The 19,716-nt window shown below is 65.7% G+C and carries 18 protein-coding genes; 13 read left to right on the top strand and 5 right to left on the bottom strand.

Annotated features, from left to right (window positions below; all coding sequences use genetic code 11):
• Positions 1 to 2: 2 nt before the first annotated feature.
• Positions 3 to 353, top strand: coding sequence for a DUF1049 domain-containing protein (locus tag ACROSR_RS00610; protein WP_432681814.1), 351 nt, complete (start codon positions 3 to 5; stop codon positions 351 to 353).
• Between the two features lie 9 nt (positions 354 to 362).
• A complete protein-coding gene (locus ACROSR_RS00605) occupies positions 363 to 1,007 on the top strand; it encodes a phosphoribosylanthranilate isomerase (protein WP_432681813.1) in 645 nt (214 codons plus the stop codon).
• Positions 1,008 to 1,029: 22 nt separating this feature from the next.
• Here the strand turns inward: ACROSR_RS00605 and ACROSR_RS00600 are convergent, their stop codons facing one another.
• Together ACROSR_RS00600 and hpt are read right to left on the bottom strand one after the other, a co-directional pair.
• The gene (locus ACROSR_RS00600; RefSeq protein ID WP_432681812.1) at positions 1,030 to 1,209 is read right to left on the bottom strand and encodes a hypothetical protein; all 180 of its coding nucleotides are present in this window, start codon (positions 1,207 to 1,209) and stop codon (positions 1,030 to 1,032) included.
• Entirely contained in the window at positions 1,206 to 1,748 is a 543-nt protein-coding gene (gene hpt, locus ACROSR_RS00595) for a hypoxanthine phosphoribosyltransferase (protein WP_432681811.1), read from the bottom strand. The genes ACROSR_RS00600 and hpt overlap by 4 nt, the downstream gene beginning before the upstream one ends.
• A gap of 71 nt (positions 1,749 to 1,819) precedes the next feature.
• Here hpt and ACROSR_RS00590 point away from each other — a divergent pair, with 71 nt between their 5' ends.
• Entirely contained in the window at positions 1,820 to 2,272 is a 453-nt protein-coding gene (locus ACROSR_RS00590) for a type II toxin-antitoxin system RatA family toxin (RefSeq protein WP_432681810.1), read from the top strand.
• Between the two features lie 15 nt (positions 2,273 to 2,287).
• On the opposite strand, the gene ACROSR_RS00585 is transcribed toward ACROSR_RS00590, so the two are convergent.
• From ACROSR_RS00585 to ACROSR_RS00575, 3 genes are read right to left on the bottom strand one after another with little or no spacing between them, the layout of a single operon-like run.
• Positions 2,288 to 2,758: a CinA family protein gene (locus ACROSR_RS00585; protein WP_432681809.1), complete on the bottom strand. Its 471-nt coding sequence runs from the start codon at positions 2,756 to 2,758 to the stop codon at positions 2,288 to 2,290.
• Positions 2,755 to 3,252, bottom strand: coding sequence for a phosphatidylglycerophosphatase A family protein (locus ACROSR_RS00580; RefSeq protein WP_432681808.1), 498 nt, complete (start codon positions 3,250 to 3,252; stop codon positions 2,755 to 2,757). The genes ACROSR_RS00585 and ACROSR_RS00580 overlap by 4 nt, the downstream gene beginning before the upstream one ends.
• Positions 3,243 to 4,385 (bottom strand): bifunctional 2-C-methyl-D-erythritol 4-phosphate cytidylyltransferase/2-C-methyl-D-erythritol 2,4-cyclodiphosphate synthase, encoded by a 1,143-nt coding sequence (locus ACROSR_RS00575; RefSeq protein ID WP_432681807.1) that lies wholly within the window; start codon positions 4,383 to 4,385, stop codon positions 3,243 to 3,245. Before ACROSR_RS00575 ends, ACROSR_RS00580 begins: the two co-directional genes overlap by 10 nt.
• Positions 4,386 to 4,540: 155 nt before the next feature.
• On the opposite strand from ACROSR_RS00575, the gene dusB reads away from it, so the two are divergent.
• The 10 genes from dusB (at position 4,541) to prfB (ending at position 19,606) form a co-directional block, all read left to right on the top strand.
• Positions 4,541 to 5,539 carry a tRNA dihydrouridine synthase DusB gene (gene dusB, locus ACROSR_RS00570; protein WP_432681806.1) on the top strand — a complete coding sequence of 333 codons (999 nt, stop codon included), beginning with the start codon at positions 4,541 to 4,543 and terminating at the stop codon, positions 5,537 to 5,539.
• Positions 5,536 to 6,621 (top strand): two-component system sensor histidine kinase NtrB, encoded by a 1,086-nt coding sequence (locus tag ACROSR_RS00565; protein ID WP_432681805.1) that lies wholly within the window; start codon positions 5,536 to 5,538, stop codon positions 6,619 to 6,621. The genes dusB and ACROSR_RS00565 overlap by 4 nt, the downstream gene beginning before the upstream one ends.
• A gap of 25 nt (positions 6,622 to 6,646) precedes the next feature.
• Complete coding sequence (locus ACROSR_RS00560) at positions 6,647 to 8,014, top strand: response regulator (RefSeq protein ID WP_432681804.1); 1,368 nt, start codon at positions 6,647 to 6,649, stop codon at positions 8,012 to 8,014.
• Positions 8,015 to 8,114: 100 nt separating this feature from the next.
• The gene (locus ACROSR_RS00555; protein WP_432681803.1) at positions 8,115 to 10,388 is read left to right on the top strand and encodes a sensor histidine kinase NtrY-like; all 2,274 of its coding nucleotides are present in this window, start codon (positions 8,115 to 8,117) and stop codon (positions 10,386 to 10,388) included.
• Between the two features lie 7 nt (positions 10,389 to 10,395).
• Entirely contained in the window at positions 10,396 to 11,808 is a 1,413-nt protein-coding gene (ntrX, locus tag ACROSR_RS00550) for a nitrogen assimilation response regulator NtrX (protein ID WP_432681802.1), read from the top strand.
• Positions 11,809 to 11,881: 73 nt separating this feature from the next.
• A complete protein-coding gene (locus ACROSR_RS00545; protein ID WP_432681801.1) occupies positions 11,882 to 13,057 on the top strand; it encodes an aspartate aminotransferase family protein in 1,176 nt (391 codons plus the stop codon).
• A gap of 108 nt (positions 13,058 to 13,165) precedes the next feature.
• Complete coding sequence (argF, locus tag ACROSR_RS00540; protein ID WP_432681800.1) at positions 13,166 to 14,092, top strand: ornithine carbamoyltransferase; 927 nt, start codon at positions 13,166 to 13,168, stop codon at positions 14,090 to 14,092.
• A 113-nt stretch (positions 14,093 to 14,205) separates the two neighbouring features.
• A complete protein-coding gene (gndA, locus tag ACROSR_RS00535; protein ID WP_432681799.1) occupies positions 14,206 to 15,606 on the top strand; it encodes an NADP-dependent phosphogluconate dehydrogenase in 1,401 nt (466 codons plus the stop codon).
• 192 nt (positions 15,607 to 15,798) lie between these two features.
• A complete protein-coding gene (locus ACROSR_RS00530; protein ID WP_432681798.1) occupies positions 15,799 to 18,303 on the top strand; it encodes a penicillin-binding protein 1A in 2,505 nt (834 codons plus the stop codon).
• A 175-nt stretch (positions 18,304 to 18,478) separates the two neighbouring features.
• A complete protein-coding gene (gene prfB, locus ACROSR_RS00525; protein ID WP_432681797.1) occupies positions 18,479 to 19,606 on the top strand; it encodes a peptide chain release factor 2 in 1,128 nt (375 codons plus the stop codon).
• Positions 19,607 to 19,716: the final 110 nt, after the last annotated feature.

Here is a 19,716-nt window from a genome sequence, read left to right as displayed (position 1 = left end):
CCATGCGATATATCAGATATGCCTCCATTGCCATCTTCGCGCTGGCGCTCGTGCTGATCGCGCTCGCCAATCGTGGCGAGGTGACACTTCGGGTGCTGCCCGATGAACTGGCGGGGTTCGCCGCGCTCAACCCGACGTATGAGCTTCCGCTGTTCCTCGTGATCTATGCGGGCATTCTCATGGGGTTGATCGTCGGGTTCATCTGGGAATGGATCCGCGAGGCGGCCGAGCGCAAGGCCGCCGCGCGTCAGGCGCGTGAACTGGCCAGTCTGCGTGCCGAGGTCAAACGTCTCAAGGGCGAGCGGAACAAGGGCAAGGACGACGTGCTGGCGCTTCTGGACGAGGCGGGCTAGATCCAGCCCATGCCCATGGATACCCGCGTCAAGATTTGCGGTCTGACCACCGTACCGGACGTGCTGGCCGCGTCAGAGGCCGGCGCGGCCTATGTTGGTTTCGTGTTCTACGAAAACTCGCCGCGCCATGTGACGCCACAGGCTGCGCGCGCGCTTGCCATCGAGGTTCCGCCCGGAATTGCCAAGGTGGCGCTGGTCGTCGATGCCGGGGATGAGGCGCTGGACGCGCTGACACGGACAGTGCCGCTGGATATGCTGCAACTGCATGGGCGCGAGACGCCGGGGCGCGTGGCCGAGATCAGGGCACGATACGGGCTGCCGGTGATGAAGGCCCTAGGCATTGCCGAGCCTGCGGATCTGGCGCAGATCGGTTCATATGGCGAGGTCGCGGATCAGCTTTTGATCGACGCGAAACCGCCCAAGGGGGCCGACCGGCCCGGTGGCAATGCCGCGGCCTTCGACTGGTCCCTGATCGACGGGTTCGAGTGGCCGCGGCCCTGGCTGCTGGCCGGGGGCCTGACGCCCGAAAACGTGACCGAGGCCGTGCGGCGCACCGGCGCGCGGCAGGTCGATGTGTCGTCGGGTGTGGAAGTATCCCCGGGGTGCAAGGATGCTGATCGCATCCGCGCCTTCATCGCCGCGGCATGTGCCTGACGGTCCGGGCAGTAGCCGGCGGTCAGGGCATGTTCAAACCCCGGCGCGGTTCGAGACTCAGGGCGTCGGGCCAGCCGATGACATATTCTATCCCGGCGATCAGCGCGACCAGTCCGATCACGATCAGCATCAGCCGCACACGGGCCGGGCCGGGCGGATTGCGCGCCCATCTGGCCATGCGCAAAAGCCACGTGATGTTCATGGCGCGACAAACCGCACCGCACCGATATATGGCAGGTTGCGGTCGCGTTGTGCGTAGTCGATCCCGTAGCCGACGACGAATATGTCGGGGCAGTGAAAACCGATCCAGTCGGCGCTGATATCGGCCTCGCGCCGCGACGGCTTGTCCAGCAGCGCGATTGTCCGAAGCCGCGCGGGATTCCGCGCCCGCAGCAGGTGCAGCACATGTGCCAGCGTATGGCCGGTATCCACGATATCCTCGACAACCAGCACGTCACGGCCCGCCACGTCGCCCTGCAAATCCTTGAGAACACGTATTTCCCGGCTGCTTTGCATGGCGTTTCCGTAAGATGAAACCTCGACGAAATCGACCTCGACGGGCAGTGACAGTTCCCGCACCAGATCCGCGATGAAGATGAACGAGCCGCGCAACAGCCCGACCACGACGAGCTTTTCGGTGGTCGCGAACTCGGTCTCGATCTCTTGCGCGAGGGCCTCGATCCGTGCCGCGATGGTCTTGGCCGAGATCAGGGTGTCAATGACATAAGCGTGCTGCGGCATGGTTCCCCCTTGAACTTTCAGCCCGGTTACAGGACAAGGCGCGCCACTGTCACGCGCAATTCGGGGTCTTCATGCCATCACATTCCGAGACACGAAAGCTGCGCTACACGGCCGACCAGATGTATGCATTGGTGGCCGATGTCGCGAACTACCCGCAATTCCTGCCATGGACTGCGGCGGCGCGGGTGCGGCGGGTGACGCCCCAGCCCGACGGGTCCGAGGTGATGGAGGCGGATCTGGTGATCAGTTTCAAGGTGTTCCGCGAACGGTTCGGCAGCCGCGTCGTGCTCTGGCCGCGCGAAAAGCGGATCGAGACCGAATATCTCGACGGGCCGTTCCATCACATGCGCTCGAACTGGGCGTTTCGCGATGTCGAGGGCGGCTGCGAGGTTGGGTTCGACGTGGACTTCGCCTTCAAGAACCGGTTCCTGCAATCGGCGGCCGAGCTTTTTTTCTACGAGGCGATGAAGCGGGTGGTCAAAGCCTTCGAGAAACGCGCGGATGCGCTGTATGGCAATGGTTGAGCCTCGCCTTGTAACCTACTGTTCAAGCGAGTATTTAAGCAAAAACAGCGCGTGATCGCGCGACAATTCGCGCACACGATGACGCCCCTGTGCGCCAAAATCGCAGGTTTGCGTCTGCGTGACCTGTCCGGCGCGGGCGAGGCCGAAACACACGCGACCTTCTGGTTTGTGCTCTGATCCTCCGGGGCCGGCGATGCCGGTGATGGACACGGCAATATCTGCGGGGCTGCGCGCCAGGGCGCCGTCGGCCATTTCGCGGGCGACCTCCTCGGACACGGCTCCGTATTCGGACAGAGTGTCGCGGGATACGCCCAGCATCTCGATTTTCGCCTGGTTGGAATAGGTGACAAAGCCGCGCTCGACCACCGCGGACGAGCCGGGAATATCCGTCAACGCCACGGCCACCATCCCGCCGGTGCAGCTTTCGGCGGTGGCGATCAGGACGCCCTGCGCGCGGGCAAGGTCAAGGATATCGCTGGCCCTCACAGCACAAGGACCCCGTGATACAGAACCGCCGCCAGTATCACACAGAACGCAGCCGCGAGACCGGCGAGAATATCGTCCAGCATCACGCCAAGCGCGTCGTCGCGGCGGTCGGCCCAGCGGATGAGGCCGGGTTTCCAGATGTCGAACAGGCGAAAGGCGGCGAAGGCCAACACCAATCCGGGCCACAGGCTGAGCAGGTTCGCCCCGACATGGGCCGCCCCGAACGAGACCGGAAAGACGGCGAGCCATTGACCCGCAACCTCGTCGATCACGATCTCGGAGGGGTCGTGATCGGCTTTCCCCCTCGTTTCCAAAGATGTGGCCCAAAGCCCTGCCCCAAAGGCGCACAGGATCGCGATCGCAAGGGCCAAGGGGCCACCTGCAACATGCAGCACCCATGCGGCTGGCAGCGCCACCAGTGATCCCCACGTTCCCGGTGCCGGACGCAGGTGGCCGACATGAAAAACGGTTGCTATCAAGTGGCTTATACGCATCTCTTCACCAATGTCACGGCGGCCTGTGCCGCAATGCCTTCTTCCCGCCCGGTAAAGCCCAGCCGTTCCGATGTCGTGGCCTTGACCGAGATGCGATCCGACGCGGTGCCGGTGATCACCGACAGGGCGTGCTGCATCGCCACGGCATGGGGTCCGACCTTGGGTCGTTCACATATGAGCGTGATGTCCATGTTGTTGACTGTAAATCCTTTCGCGGTCGCCATCTCTATCGCATGCCGCAGGAAGATGTGGCTTTCCGCCCCTTTCCATTTCGGCTCTGACGGGGGGAAGTGGCGGCCGATATCCCCTTCTGCCATAGCACCATAAATGGCGTCGGTCAGCGCGTGCATGCCCACATCCGCGTCCGAATGACCCTGAAGCCCGCGGTCATGCGGCACCGCGACGCCGCAGAGCATGCAGTGGTCGCCGGGTCCGAAACGGTGCACATCATAGCCGGTGCCGATGCGTATATCCATTTGATGTTCCAGCAGTTGCGATGCGCGGACAAAGTCGTCAGGGTGGGTGATCTTCAGGTTATCCTCATCCCCTTTGGCAATCGCGACGTCAAGACCGGCGGCCATGGCGACGGTGACATCATCCGCCGCGTCCCCGTCATATGCGCGGTGTGCCTGAAGAATGGACATGAAATCAAATGCTTGGGGGGTCTGCGCGCGAAACAGGCCCGTGCGATCGCGGGTGCCGGTGACACGGCCGCCCGCGGCGGTCCACAGCGCGTCGGTGACCGCCAGGGCGGGGGCGACGGCGGGCGTGTCGCCCGTCCGCAAGCTGTGCAGGATGTGTGCGATGTGGGCAGGGTGCGTACAGCAGCGCGCGGCGTCGTGGATCAGCACGTGATCGGGCGGGCTGTCGGCCATCGATTCGAGCCCGGCGCGCACCGAGGCCGCGCGTGTCGCACCACCATGCACAACGGTGATCCGGGGATGAGGGGCCACGCGGTCGATATCGTCGGGATGCACGACCACCGTAAGTCGCGTGATATCCGGCACGGCGAGAAAGGCGTCGAGCGTCCAGTCGATGACGCGACGGCCCAGCAGCGGCTGCCACTGTTTGGGCAGGTCGCCCCCGGCCCGGGTGCCGCGGCCTGCGGCGACGATGAGTGCGGCGCATGACATGGCGTGTGAGTAAGCCGCGTTCCGGTTGAGCGCAATGGCTTCGCAACTGCCTAAAAGTTAGGCGCGGGGGCCGGTGCAGCCTGTGAAGGCATCATCGCGGCGTTGTCTAACTGAAAGGCGGCGGGTACAACGACCTCATTGCACATCGATTAGGCATGAACATGCAGGTACTCGCCAATAGGTGGTTAACGCCGCCCGTGGTGCTCGCTCCGATGGCGGGAATCACCGATCTTCCGTTTCGGACGGTCGTGTCGAAGTTCGGCGCGGGCCTTGTGGTGAGCGAGATGGTCGCCAGCCAGGAAATGGTGCAGGCCAAGCCCGGCACGCGCGAGAAGGCCGAGCTGGGGCTGGGCGCCGGCAACACCGTGGTGCAGCTTGCCGGGTGCGAGCCGCGCTGGATCGCCGAGGCCGCGCGCATGGTCGCGGATCGCGGGGCGCGGATCATCGACATCAACATGGGCTGCCCCGCCAAGAAGGTGACCAGCGCCAGCGGGGCGGGGGCGTCGGGATCGGCACTGATGCGCGACCCCGATCATGCCCTGCGGCTGATCGAGGCGGTGGTGGGCGCGGTTGACGTGCCGGTGACGCTGAAGACCCGGCTGGGCTGGGATCACGACTGCCTGAATGCCCCGCTGATCGCCCGGCGGGCCGAGGCGGCGGGCGTGCAGATGATCACCATTCACGGACGCACCCGCTGCCAGTTCTACAAGGGCTGCGCCGATTGGCGCGCGATCCGCGAGGTCGTGCAGGCGGTGGACATCCCGGTGCTCGCCAATGGCGATATCGTCGATGCAGCGACGGCGCGGGCGGCGCAGGCGCAATCCGGTGCGGCGGGCCTGATGATCGGGCGCGGCGCGCAGGGCCGGCCCTGGCTGCTGGCGCAGGTGGCCGCCGCGATATACGGCACGCGCGCGCCGGAGGTGCCACGCGGCACGGCCCTTGTGGATCTGGTGGCGGCGCATTTCGAGGCGATGCTGGCCTTTTACGGTATCGACCTCGGGGGGCGCGCCGCGCGCAAGCATCTGGGCTGGTACATGGACCGGGTCGGAACCGATGCCGGGCTGCGCCGCAAGGTGTTGACGGCCCCCCCGTCCGAGGTTCTGGGCCTGTTGCCCGAGGCGATGTGCGACGACCCCGCGAGGATCGCGGCATGAGCGCGGATGACGCGATCTGGGCTGCCTTGCCCGTGCCGGCGCTGGTGATCGACGCGGGCGACCGCATCGCGCGGATCAACCCCGCCGCCGAAGGCTTCATGCTGAGTTCCGAACGCACGCTTCTGGGCCAGCCGGTCTGGGACAGGCTTGCGGTCAATGCCCCGCTCGATGATGCGTTCGAGCGCGCGCGCCAGTCCGGGGCACCGCTGTTCGTCAATGATGTCGATGTCGGCACCGGAGAGCGCGCGCCGATGCAGTGCAACCTGCAGATCGCGCCACTGGCAGATCAGCCGGGGCACATGATCATGCTGATCAGCCCGCGCGAGTTTTCGGGACGGATGGTGCAGAACAGCAACGTGAAATCGGCCGCGAAATCGGCGATCGGCATGGCCGAGATGTTGGCCCACGAGATCAAGAACCCGCTGGCGGGCATCACCGGCGCCGCGCAGCTCTTGTCGATGAACGTCGCATCCGAGGATCTGGAGCTGACCGATCTGATCGTCAGCGAGAGCCGCCGCATCGTCGGCCTGCTGGAGCGGGTCGAGCAGTTCGGCAACGTCACGGCGCCGGATCTGCGCCCGATCAACCTGCATGACGTGCTGGACCGCGCGCGGCGTTCGGCGATGCTGGGCTTTGCCGCGCACATGACGCTGGTCGAGGATTACGATCCGTCGCTGCCGCTGGCGCTCGGCGATGTCGATCAACTTGTGCAGGTGGTGCTGAACCTGATCAAGAACGCGGCCGAGGCCACCGACGGCGCGCCCGGCACGATCCGGTTGCACAGCTATTATGAACAGTCGCTGCGGGTGCGCCGCAACGACGCCCGCGGGGGCAAGGGCAGGATGCTGCCGTTGCAGATCGAGGTCATCGACGACGGGCCGGGCCTGCCGTCCGAGATCGCCGAACAGGTGTTCGACCCGTTCGTGTCGGGCCGCGAGAATGGCACCGGCCTCGGGCTGGCGCTGGCGGCCAAGATCGTCTCGGATCACGATGGCTGGATCTCGGTCAGTTCGCGGCCGGGCCGCACGGTGTTCCGCATCTCGTTGCAGCGCGCGGAGACGACGGACGTTAGGCAAGACTAGGATACGGTCAGGGAAGGGCTACACTATGGACGGAACGGTATTGGTCGCCGATGACGACCGCACGATCAGAACGGTCCTGACACAGGCGCTGACGCGGGCGGGGTGCCGGGTGCATGCCACGTCCAGCCTGACGACGCTGATGCGATGGGTCGCCGAGGGCAAGGGCGACGTGGTGATCTCGGACGTGGTCATGCCCGATGGCAACGGCCTGGAAATGCTGCCCAAGATCGCGCAGGATCGCCCCGGCCTGCCGGTGATCGTGATCTCGGCGCAGAACACCATCATGACGGCGATCAAGGCCGCCGAGGCCGAGGCCTATGATTACCTGCCCAAGCCCTTCGATCTGCCCGACCTGATGAAGCGTACCGCGCGGGCGCTGGAATCGCGGGCGCAGCGCGGTGCGGCCCCCGCGCCCGAGGATGATCGACCCGAAGAGTTGCCGCTGATCGGGCGCACGCCGGCGATGCAGACGCTCTACCGCGTGGTGGCGCGCGTCATGCACAGCGACCTTCCGGTGATGATCTGCGGCGAGTCTGGCACCGGCAAGTCGCTGATCGCCAAGGCGTTGCACGATTTCTCGGACCGCCGGACGCTGCCGCTGGTGACGATGACGGCGGGTGATCTGGGCGATCTCGACGGCCCGGCCAAGATCCTGGCGCGGGTCAAGGGCGGGACGCTTGTCCTCGACGAGGTCAGCGACCTGCCGCTGGAGGCGCAGGGCCGGGTGGTGCGGATGATGGACGCACCGGGCGATCACGTGCCGCGGTTCATGGCCACCAGCCGCGTGCCCCCCGCGCAGGCGATGGAGGACGGCAGCCTGCGCGAGGATCTCTATTACAGGATGAGCGGGGCGGTCATCGACGTGCCGGCCTTGCGCGACCGGATCGAGGATATCGCGCTGCTGGCCGCGCATTTCCTCGCCCGCGACGAGCGCGAGGGCCAGCCCGCGCGGCACATGTCGGACGAGGCGGTCGAGCTGATGCGCGCCTATAGCTGGCCGGGCAATGTGCGCCAGCTGGAAAACGCCGTGCGCCGAATCGGGCTGACCGCGCATGCGGCGGAAATCACCCGCGCCGAGGTCGAGACGGTTCTGGGCAATCAGCCGCGCGCCGAGCCGGTGATGCGCGAGGGACGCGGGGCCGAAAGCCTGTCGGCCTCGGTGGCGGGGCATCTGCAACGCTATTTCGACCTGCACGGCACGGATCTGCCGCCGCCCGGTCTGTACGGGCGCATCCTGAAAGAGGTCGAGACGCCGCTGATCGAAATCGCGCTGGATGCCACGGGGGGCAACCAGATGAAATGCGCCGATCTGCTGGGGATCAACCGCAATACGCTGCGCAAGAAAATAACCGATCTTGATATTAACGTGACACGCCGCCGCAAATTGATGTAAAACTGCAACAGGGATGTGGCCGGTCCGACACTGTCGGGCAGGTGCAGGTCGTGATTTTGCGGGGCAGGCGAAATGCCCCACGAGGCAACAAGGGGCAGGCGTGGCAACGCGAGCACGCAGAATACGCGGCAGGCGCCTGTCATGGGAGGGGATTTCCCGCCTGCGGAGGCTGCGGCGCCTGCAGACATGGGCGGCGCTCGGTCTCGTGGTGCTCGGGCCGGTGCTGGCGCTTCTGACCTATCTTCTGATGGGGCCGCTCGATCAGGGCAGCGCGTCGAATGCGCTGCGCCTCGTGCTGCTGGCCGATCTTGTCTACGTCCTGATGGTCGCCGGGCTGGTGATGCAGCGGGTGGCGCGGATGATCGCGGCGCGGCGCAGCCAGTCGGCGGGGTCAAAGCTGCACCTGCGGCTGACGGGCGTGTTCGCGCTGATGGCACTGTTGCCGACGGTGACGGTGGCGGTCTTCGCCACACTGTCGGTCAACATGGGGCTCGAGGCGTGGTTTTCCGACCGGGTCGGGCGGGTCGTCGACAATTCCGTCGCCGCCGCGCAAGCCTATGAAGAGGAACACCGCCGCGACCTGGTGACCGATGCGCGCGCGCTGGCGCGGGTAATCAACGCCAACAAGCGTGCCATGGTCTTCATGGATGACGGCACAATCCGGCAGGTCCTGTCCTCGGGACAGCGAGAGATCCAGCGCGGCCTGCGCGAGGCCTTCGTCATCGACGGCTCGGGCGAGATCCGGGCACGGGGCGAACGCTCGTACCTGTTCGATTTCGAGGAACCCACGCGGGCGCAGATCCGCGAGGCGCAGCGCGAGGGCGTATTGGTCATCCGCGATTGGGACAATGACGAGTTTCGCGCGCTCATGCCACTCGACGCGTTCGCCGACCGCCTGCTTTACGTCAGCCGCAACGTGGATGGCGCGATCCTCAGCCTGCTTGACGAGACGCAGGAGACGGCGCGCTTTTACAAGCAGCGCGAGAACGAGCGCGGCCGGCTTCTGTTCGAGTTCGGGCTGCTTTACCTGGGGTTCGCGGTGATCCTGATCCTGGCCGCGATCTGGCTAGGCATGTGGTTTGCCGAGCGGCTGTCGCGGCCCGTAGGGCGGCTGACCAGCGCCGCGCAGCGCGTGGGCGAGGGCGATCTCGACACGCAGGTCCCCGAAGAGGACGGCGATGACGAGATCGCCCAGCTTGGCACCTATTTCAACCAGATGACCCGCCAGTTGAAGGGTCAGCGCGAGCGGCTTTTGTCCAATACCCAGCAGATCGAACGTCGACGCCGGCTGTTCGATTCTGTTCTGGGCTCCGTGTCGTCCGGGGTGGTCGGGCTGGATGCCAAGGGCCGCGTGGCCTTCGTCAACCGCGCCGCCGAACGGTTGCTCGACTGGCAGGAGGATCAGCAATCGTTGTCGCTGAGCGTGGCCGTACCGGAATTCGCGCCGCTGTTCGAGCGGCTGCGCGCCTCGCCCGGCGGGTTCGTGCAGGAAGAGATCAAGGTCAGCCGCGGGGCGCGGACCGAGCATCTGCTGGTGCGCATGTCCACGCGGGCGGGCGAGGGCCGCAAGCGCGAGGGCTACGTGGTGGCCTTCGACGATGTCACCGACCTTGTCACCGCACAGCGCATGGCCGCCTGGGGCGATGTCGCCCGCCGCATCGCACACGAGATCAAGAACCCGCTGACCCCCATCCAGCTGAGCGCCGAACGCATCAAGCGCAAGTTCTCGCGGCAGCTGGCGCCCGAGCAGGCGGAAAGCCTGGAACAGCTGACCGACGTCGTGGTGCGCCAGACCACCGACCTGCGCCGCATCGTCGACGAGTTCTCGAAATTCGCCCGTATGCCAGAGCCGCAGACAGCCGCGCTGAGCCTGACGGACGTGTTGCGCGAGGCGGCCGTGCTGCAGGAAAGCGGCCAGCCCGAGGTGCGCTTCGAGCTGGATCTGACCGGGGCCCCGCTGCGCGCCGAGATCGACGCGGCGATGATCGGGCAGGCCCTGACCAACCTGATCAAGAACGCCGGCGAGGCGATCGAAAGCCTGCGCGAGTCCGGCGCGCCCGAGGGCCACGTGCCCACCATTCGGATCGAGAGCGCCGATGCGGGCGACTGGGCGGTGATCCGCATCAGCGATAATGGCATCGGCCTGCCCGATGATCCCGGCCGGTTGTTCGAACCGTATGTCACGACGCGCGACAAGGGCACCGGCCTTGGCCTGCCGATCGTCAAGAAGATCATAGAAGAGCATGGGGGCACGCTGATGCTCGAGCAGGCCGCCCCCTTCGCCGAGGGCGCGCATTGTGGCGCCTGCGCGGTGGTGCGCCTGCCGTTGCTGGCCGTGCAGATCGCCGAGACAAGGACCGACAAGGCCGTATGAGGGACCCATGAACGATATTCTGATCGTCGATGACGAACGCGATATCCGCGAGCTGATCTCGGACATCCTCGAGGACGAGGGATATGTCACAAGGCGCGCCGGCGATTCCGACGCGGCCATGTCCGAGATCGCGGCCGAACCACCGGGCCTGCTGATCCTCGATATCTGGCTCAAGGACAGTCAGATGGACGGGATCGACATCCTCAAGACCGTCAAACGCGACTACCCGGACGTGCCGGTGGTGATCATCTCCGGGCACGGCAATATCGAGATCGCGGTCGCGGCGATCAAGCAGGGCGCCTACGACTTTATCGAAAAGCCGTTCAACATCGACCAGCTGATGGTGGTGATCCGGCGCGGCATGGAGACCAGCCGCCTGCGGCGCGAGAACCAGGCGCTGCGCCGGCGCGAGACGGCACCTGCGGACATGCTGGGCGACAGCGCGCCGTTCCGCACGCTTCTGGGCAATCTCGACAAGGTCACGCGCTCGAACGGGCGGGTGCTGCTGTCGGGCCCCGCGGGATCGGGCAAGGAACTGGCGGCGCGCTATATCCACGGCAATTCCAGCCGGGCGCGCGGCCCGTTCGTCAGTGTCGCCTGCGCGACGATCGCCGCCGACCGGATGGAGGAGGTTCTGTTCGGGCGCGAAAGCCCCGAGACGGGCGTGACGCCGGGCCTGCTGGAAGAGGCCGATGGCGGCGTCATCTATTTCGACGAGGTCGCCGATCTGCCGCCCGGCACGCAATCGAAGATCCTGCGCGTGCTGGTCGACCAGACCTTCCTGCGGGTCGGCGGCAGCGCCAAGATAAAGGTCGACTTGCGGGTGATCTCCTCGACCAGCCGCGATCTCGAGGCCGAGATCGCCGCCGGGCGGTTCCGCCGCGAGCTTTACCACAGGCTCAACGTGGTGCCGGTGGCGGTGCCCAGCCTTGAAGACCGGCGCGAGGACATCCCCGCGCTTGCCGCCCATTTCATCGACGTGTTCCACCGCACGCAGGGATTGCCGCACCGCCCCCTGAGCGACGAGGCGGCGGCGCTTTTGCAGACGATGTACTGGCCGGGCAACGTGCGCCAGCTGCGCAACATGATCGAGCGCGTGCTGATCCTCGGCGAGGGCAATGCGCCGATCTCCGCCGCCGAACTGCCGGGCCAGAGCGGATCATCCGGCGAGGAAGGCCGCGTCATCCTGTCGGGCATGATCGCCACCATGCCGCTGCGCGACGCCCGCGAGGCGTTCGAGCGTGAATACCTGCTGACCCAGATCAACCGCTTCGGCGGCAATATCAGCCGCACGGCGGAATTCGTGGGCATGGAACGCAGCGCGCTGCACCGCAAGCTGAAATCGCTGGGCGTGGTGACCGGCACCAAGGGGACGATCCGCGACGAGGCCGACGGCGACACCTCGCATCCCATCAGCTAGCGCCGCGTGCCCGATCATTGACTTGCGCGCGGCCTTGCGGCAGTCACGGGCTTTTAGCCTTGAGGACACGACCATGATCCCGACGATCCTGCCGACCTACAACCGCGCGCCGCTGTCCTTCGTGACGGGCGAGGGCAGCTGGCTGATCGAGGCGGACGGGCGACGCTTTCTGGATCTCGGCGCGGGAATCGCGGTCAACGTCCTGGGCCACGCGCATCCCGATCTGGTCGCCGCGCTGACCCGGCAGGCCGGTGCGCTGTGGCATACATCGAACCTCTACCAGATCCCGCGGCAACAGGAGCTGGCCGACAGGCTGGTCGAGGCGACCTTTGCCGACACGGTGTTTTTCACCAATTCCGGCACCGAATCCTGCGAGCTGGCGATCAAGATGGCGCGCAAGCATTTCCATGACGCGGGCCAGCCCGCGCGCACCGGCATCATCGCCTTCGAGGGGGCGTTTCACGGCCGCTCCACCGCCGCCATCGCCGCGGCCGGCTCGGAAAAGATGACCGACGGCTTCGGTCCGTTGATGCCCGGTTTCACCCAGGTGCCGTGGGGGGATCACGACGCGCTGCATGCCGCCCTCGATGAGACCACGGCGGCCATCCTGATAGAACCCGTGCAGGGCGAGGGTGGCATCCGCCCGCTGCCCGACCAGTGCCTGAAGGGCCTGCGCGCGCTGTGCGACGAGGCGGGCATCCTGCTGATCCTCGACGAGGTGCAATGCGGCATGGGCCGCACGGGGCGGTTGTTCGCACATGAATGGGCCGGGGTGACCCCCGATATCATGATGGTGGCCAAGGGCATCGGCGGCGGCTTTCCACTGGGTGCGGTGCTGGCCACCGAGGATGCGGCACGCGCGATGACCGCGGGCACCCATGGCTCGACCTATGGCGGCAACCCGCTGGGTTGCGCTGTTGGCTGCGCGGTGATGGATCATGTCGCCGACCCGGCCTTTCTGGACGAGGTCACGCGCAAATCCGCATTGATGCGTCAACGTCTGGAGGGGTTGGTGGCCACTCATCCCGATATCTTCGCCGGTGTGCGCGGCGCGGGCCTCATGCTGGGCCTGGAGTGCCGCGTGCCCAACACGGACGTGGCGCGCGCGGGCTACGATGCACAGGTCGTCACCGTGCCCGCGGCCGGTAATGTGCTGCGCCTTCTGCCACCACTGAACATCTCGGAGGATGAGATCGCCGAGGCCCTGACCCGCCTCGACACGGCCGCCGCCAGCCTGGAGACCGCCTGATTTCTTCTTGGTCCAAATACCCCGGGGGCTTGGGGGCTGGCCCCCAATCGAACAAACGTTCGGGGGCTGGTTCCCGCCCTTGATCGTCTCACGAAAGCGAACCGCAACATGATGCATTTCCTCGACATCCACACCACGCCCGAGGCCGATCTGCGGGCGATCATCGACCGGGCGCGCGCCATGAAGATGGCGCGCGGCGACAGCCCGCGCGGCACGCCTGATGCCGCGCAGCCGCTGGCCGGGCGCGTCGTCGCGCTGATCTTCGAGAAACCTTCGACGCGCACGCGCGTGTCATTCGACGTGGGCGTCCGGCAGATGGGCGGTCAGACGCTGGTGCTGTCGGGGACCGACATGCAGCTTGGCCATGGCGAGACGATCGCCGACACCGCCCGCGTCATGAGCCGCTATGTCGACCTGATCATGTTGCGGACCTTCGACGAGGCGGTGTTGCAGGAGATGGCCGATCACGCGGATGTGCCGGTGATCAACGGGCTGACCGATCGCACCCATCCGTGCCAGATCATGGCAGATATCCTGACCTTCGAGGAACATCGCGGCCCGATCGCCGGCAAGAAGGTGGTGTGGTCGGGCGACGGCAACAATGTCTGCGCCTCGTTCCTGCATGCCGCGGCGCAGTTCGGGTTCGATCTGACCTTTACCGGTCCGGTGCAACTCGACCCCGAGCCGGAATTCGTCGGGCTGGCGCGCAAGGCGGGCCGCGCGATCACCATAGAGCGTGATCCCGCAAAGGCCGTCGAGGGCGCCGATCTGGTGGTCACCGATACCTGGGTCAGCATGCATGACAGCCAGTCCACCAAGGAGCGGCGTCACAACATGCTGCGTCCTTACCAGGTGGACGAGGCGCTGATGGCGCGCGCCAAGCCCGACGCGCTGTTCATGCATTGCCTGCCGGCGCATCGCGGCGAAGAGGTGACATCGGCGGTGATGGACGGCCCGTCCTCGGTGATCTTTGACGAGGCCGAGAACCGCCTGCATGTGCAGAAGGCGATCATGTGCTGGGCCCTCGGGGTGTGATGCCGGGGGCTCGGGGTGCTGGCCGACAAGGGCGTGACGCGCCGGATCGCTTGCAATCTGCCCGCGTTGCCGCATACCGTGGCTGAAGCGGTGTTAGCGGTAGCAGGGGGCGCATGACCAGCGCGCAGATCGGCGTTTACGGCCTTGGCACCATGGGGAGTGCGCTTGCGCTCAACATGGCGGAGCACGGCATCGACGTCGCCGTGAGCAACCGCGAGGTTGACTGGATCGCGCCGTTCGTCTCCGGGGCGGGGGCCCTGGCGCGTTGCATCCATCCCTTCGAGACGGTCGGCGATTTGGTGGCGGCGCTGGAGCCGCCGCGTGTCCTTCTTTTCATGATCCCCTCGGGCGCGCCGATGGATGCGATGCTTGACGCGGTCACGCCGTTGCTGGGCGCCGGCGATATCGTGATCGACGGCGGCAATGCCGATTTCAACGACACCCGCCGGCGCGCCGCCGATCTCGTCGGGCATGGCCTGCATTTCATCGGTCTCGGCGTGTCGGGCGGCGAGGATGGCGCGCGGCACGGCCCCTCGCTGATGGTGGGGGGCAGCGATCACGGCTGGCGACAGGTAGAGCCGATCCTGACCGCGATCGCCGCGCGGCATGACGGTGCGCCATGCGTGGCGCACCTGGGGCCCGACGGGGCCGGGCATTTCGTCAAGACTGTGCATAACGGCATCGAATATGCCGACATGCAGATCATCGCCGAGATCTACGGCCTGTTGCGCAACGGGGCCGCCATGTCGCCCGACGGGATTGCTGCGCTCTTTGCGCGCTGGAACGACGGGCCGCTGCGTTCTTACCTGCTCGAAATCACCGCGCGACTGTTGCGCCATCTCGACCCCGAGACCGGGCATCCGATGATCGATGTCATCACCGATGCCGCGGGGCAGAAGGGCACCGGGCGCTGGACGGTGATCGAGGCGCTGCACCTGGGGCAGTCGGCCAGCATGATCGAGGCCGCGCTCGGCGCCCGCGCGTGGTCGTCGGAAAAGACGACACGGCAGGCGTCCGAGGCCGTGCTTGGCGGGGCTGTCGGCGCGATCGATCTGTCCAATGCGACGCTGGCCGATGCGTTGCTCGCGGCGCGGCTGCTCGCGCATGCACAAGGATTCCGGCTTCTCGCGGCGGCGTCGCAGGCGCATGGCTGGGCGCTTGAACCGGCCACCATCGCGCGGATCTGGCGGGCGGGATGCATCATCCGCTCGGCGCTTCTGGACGAGATCGCCGAGGCGGTCGACGGCGGCCTGCCACATGGTCAGCTGATTCTCGCGCCCGGTCCGGCGCGGGCGCTGGACCGAACGATTCCCGCGCTGCGGCAGGTCGTGGGGGCCGCCATCGCGGCGGGGCATCCGGTGCCGGCCCTGTCGGCGGGTCTGGCGTGGTTCGACACGATGCGCCTGGGGCATGGCAGCGCCAACCTGATCCAGGCGCAGCGCGACATGTTCGGTCATCACGGATTCGAGCGTTTGGACCGGACTGGACGGCATCATGGGCCGTGGTGGGACTGAGCACGCTTTTTTGAGTATTTTTGGAAAGGTGAATGGTCCCGTGGCGCGATATGCGGGCCGATGCGCGACAGCCGGTGGCCGGATGTCGGTAGCCATGCGCGGGGCTTGGCTGATCGTGGCAAAACCGGACCAATCCTTTTGACCCGTGCCGACCGCATGCTTATATGCAGAACATCAGGCAGAGGTATGCGCGTGTTTCGACCGATTTTCAGCTTTTTCGGCACTGTTTTCAGCCTGATCACCCTTGCGGTGGTCATCATCGGGCTGAGCATCGGCGCTGTCCTGCACATTTATGGAGAGGATCTTCCCAGTCACGACTCGCTGGCCAATTACACCCCGCCGACGATCAGCCGCATCTATTCCGGAGAGGGGCGGATCATCGACGAGTTCGCCCGCGAACGGCGCCTGTTCACCCCGGCCGAGGATATCCCCGATCTGGTCAAGCAGGCCTTCATCAGTGCCGAGGACAAGAATTTCTACAGCCATGGCGGATACGACGCGATCGGCATCGCCGCGGCTATCGTGGATGCGATCGAATCGAGGGGGCAGAACCTGCGCGGGGCCTCGACCATCACCCAGCAGGTGATGAAGAATTTCCTGCTGTCGGGCGATCGCCGGATCGAGCGCAAGGTCAAGGAGATCATCCTTGCCACCCGTATCGAGGAGACGCTGAGCAAGGAAAAGATCCTTGAACTTTACCTCAACGAGATCTTTCTGGGGCAAAACAGCTATGGTGTGACCGCCGCGGCGCAGACCTATTTCAACAAGACGTTGCGCGAACTGGAACCGCATGAGGCCGCGATGCTGGCGTCGATGCCGAAGGCGCCGAGCGACTATCATCCCGTCCGCGAAAAGGATCGCCTGCTGGCGCGGCGCGCGTTCGTGCTGCGGGAAATGTGGGATAATGGCTATCTGACCGAGGACGCGTACCGCGCCGAGCGGGATGCGCCCTTGCGGACGGTTCAGAACGGCGATTTCGAGCCGTTCAGCGCCGATCTGCCGCCGCGTGACTATTTTACCGACGAGATCCGCCGGCAGCTGAGCGGCGATTTCGGCGAGGAAGAGTTCTTTACCGGCGGTCTTTCGGTGCGCGCCACGATCGATCCCGAGATGCAGGTCAACGCCGCACAGGCCCTGCAGCGCCAGTTGGAACGCTATGATCGCGCGCGGGGCCGGTGGCGTGGCACCGGTGTGCAGTTGCCGCAAGAGGCGCTGACCTCGGAAGAGGCGTGGCGCGCGGCATTGAACGACACGCGCGTGGCGCGCGATGTCACGCTGGAGGGCACGTGGTACCCGGCCGTCGTGCTGGAGACCGGCGACCAGGTGATGCGCGTCGGCGTCGAGGGTGTCGAGGGCATCCAGGAGGTGCCGCGCGGCGATATCGACTGGCTGCCGGGCGATTTCCACGAGACCTTCGATGCCGGCGACGTGGTGCATGTGCGCCGCATGACCGGGGACGAGTCCGGCGAATTCATTCGCTGGACGCTGCGGCAAGTGCCCGAGGTCGAGGGCGGCTTCATGGCGATGGATGTCAATTCGGGCCGTGTGCTGGCGATGCAGGGCGGATTCTCCTACCAGCATTCGGTGTTCAATCGTGCCACGCAGGCGATGCGCCAGCCGGGATCGAGCTTCAAGCCCTTCGTCTATGCGGCGGCCCTCGATAGCGGCTACAGCCCCGCCACCATCGTGATCGACGCCCCCATCGAGATCAACACGCCGCAGGGGCTGTGGCGGCCGCGCAATTCGTCGAACAGGTTCTATGGCCCCACGCCGCTACGCACCGGGATCGAGCAGTCGCGCAACCTGATGACCATCCGTCTCGCGCAGGAAGTCGGCATGAACGTGGTCGCCGATTATGCCGAACGCTTCGGTGTCTATGATAAAATGGGCACGTATCTTGCCAATGCGCTCGGGTCCGAGGAGACGACGCTGTTCGACATGGTGGCCGCCTACGCGATGTTCGCCAATGGCGGCGAACGGGTGCACCCCAGCCTTGTCGACCGTGTGCAGAACCGCTACGGCGAGACCATCTACCGGCAGGATCAGCGGACCTGTCTGGATTGTGACGACCCCGGCATCCCGCGCAATGTCGGACCGCGGATCGTGTCGGATCGGGAACGCGTGATCAACGCCGTCACCGCCTATCAGCTGACCTCGATGATGCAGGGCGTGGTCGATCGCGGCACGGCCTCGGGGGCGATCGATCTGCCGGTGCCAGTGGCCGGCAAGACAGGGACGACCAACGACGCGCGCGACGTGTGGTTCATCGGGTTCACCAGCAACATCGTCGCGGGCTGCTATATCGGCCACGACCAGCCGCGCGGCCTCGGGTCCTCGGCCTATGGCTCGTCGATGTGCGGGCCGGTCTTTCAGGAGTTCATGACCGAGGCGGTCAAGAAATACGGCGGCGGACCGTTCGAAGTTCCGCCCGGCGGGCGCTTCATCAAGATCGACCGGGTCACCGGGGCGCGTCTGGCCGATGATGCATCGGGGGCCAATGTCGTGGCCGAATATTTCCGCGACGGCGAAGAGCCTGTCTTTGGTGTGATGTTCGATGGCGGCTTTGCCATGGGCGACGATCTGGAACTGTACAGCACGGAAGAGCAGATCAAGGAAGTTACCACCTCGTCCGGCCAGCGTGGGCAGGTCGGCGGCAATTCCAGCTTCGGATCGATGAGTTCGGGCGGGCTGTACTGATCGGGCCCATGCCGTTGGGGATGCCGCGTGAAATGGCGCGGCACCGTCGCGATAAGCACGCGGACCGGCCCGAGTTCCCGAACAGGCGCGTGGACGCAGGACATGGTAACGGGCGATCTTGCCCGTGCTCGCGTGCTGCGCTATCACGCGCACTCAAGCGAACAGGATGAATTACATGCGCGCCGACACCCAGAACCTCGTGGCCGAGATCGAAAAATCGCTGGACCTGTTACGACAGCGCCTGGGATGGGAAACCGCGCATCACCGGCTGGAAGAGTTCGACGCGCGCGTCGAGGACCCGACGCTGTGGGATGATCCCGCAGTTGCGCAAAAGCTGATGCGCGACCGGCAGGCGCTGGTCGATGCGCTGGAGACGCATGACAAGATCAAGCAGGAACTGGACGATCAGACGGACCTGATCGAGATGGGCGAAAGCGAGGGCGACGACGAGATCGTGGCCGAAGCCGAGGCGAAGCTGAAATCGCTGGCCAAGGTGGCCGCCGCACGCGAGCTGGAGGCGCTTCTGGATGGTGAGGCGGACGCGAACGACACCTTCATCGAGATCAACGCGGGTGCCGGCGGCACCGAAAGCTGTGACTGGGCCGCAATGCTGGCGCGGATGTATGTCCGTTGGGCCGAAAAGCGCGGTTACACGGTCGAATTGCAATCCGAGAGCGATGGCGACGGTGCCGGGATAAAGTCGGCCTCGTACAAGATCAGCGGGCGCAATGCCTATGGCTGGCTGAAATCGGAATCCGGCGTGCACCGCCTCGTCCGGATCTCGCCGTTCGACTCGGCGGCCAAGCGTCACACCTCGTTTTCCTCGGTCTGGGTCTATCCCGTGGTGGACGACAATATCGAGATCGACATCAATCCCAGCGATATACGGGTCGACACGTTCCGCAGTTCCGGGGCGGGCGGGCAGCACGTCAACACCACCGATTCGGCGGTGCGGATCACGCACATTCCCACCGGGATCGTCACGCAATCCTCGCAGAAATCCCAGCACCAGAACCGCGATATCGCCATGAAGGCGCTGAAATCGCGGCTTTACCAGCAAGAGCTGGACCGGCGGAATGCGGCGATCAACGACGCGCATGACGCCAAGGGGGATGCGGGCTGGGGCAACCAGATCCGATCCTACGTCCTGCAACCCTACCAGATGGTCAAGGATCTGCGCACCGGGGTGGAAACGTCCGACACCAAGGGCGTGCTTGACGGGGATCTCGATCCGTTCATGGCGGCCACGCTGGCGCAGAATGTCAGCGGCAAGAGCCGGGCCGAGGCGCAGGGTAACGATTGACCCCGATTGCAGGGCGCGCATAGGGTGATGGCGTGAAAATCATGGTCAATCGCGACGGTCCGGCGGATTGGTGCTTTCATCTGTCGTGGTGAGCCATTAGATCCATGACA

Origin of the sequence: Roseovarius tibetensis (genome assembly GCF_050896375.1) — a bacterium.
Taxonomy (GTDB): domain Bacteria; phylum Pseudomonadota; class Alphaproteobacteria; order Rhodobacterales; family Rhodobacteraceae; genus Roseovarius; species Roseovarius tibetensis.
This window is presented reverse-complemented; position numbering and strand designations above follow the sequence as displayed.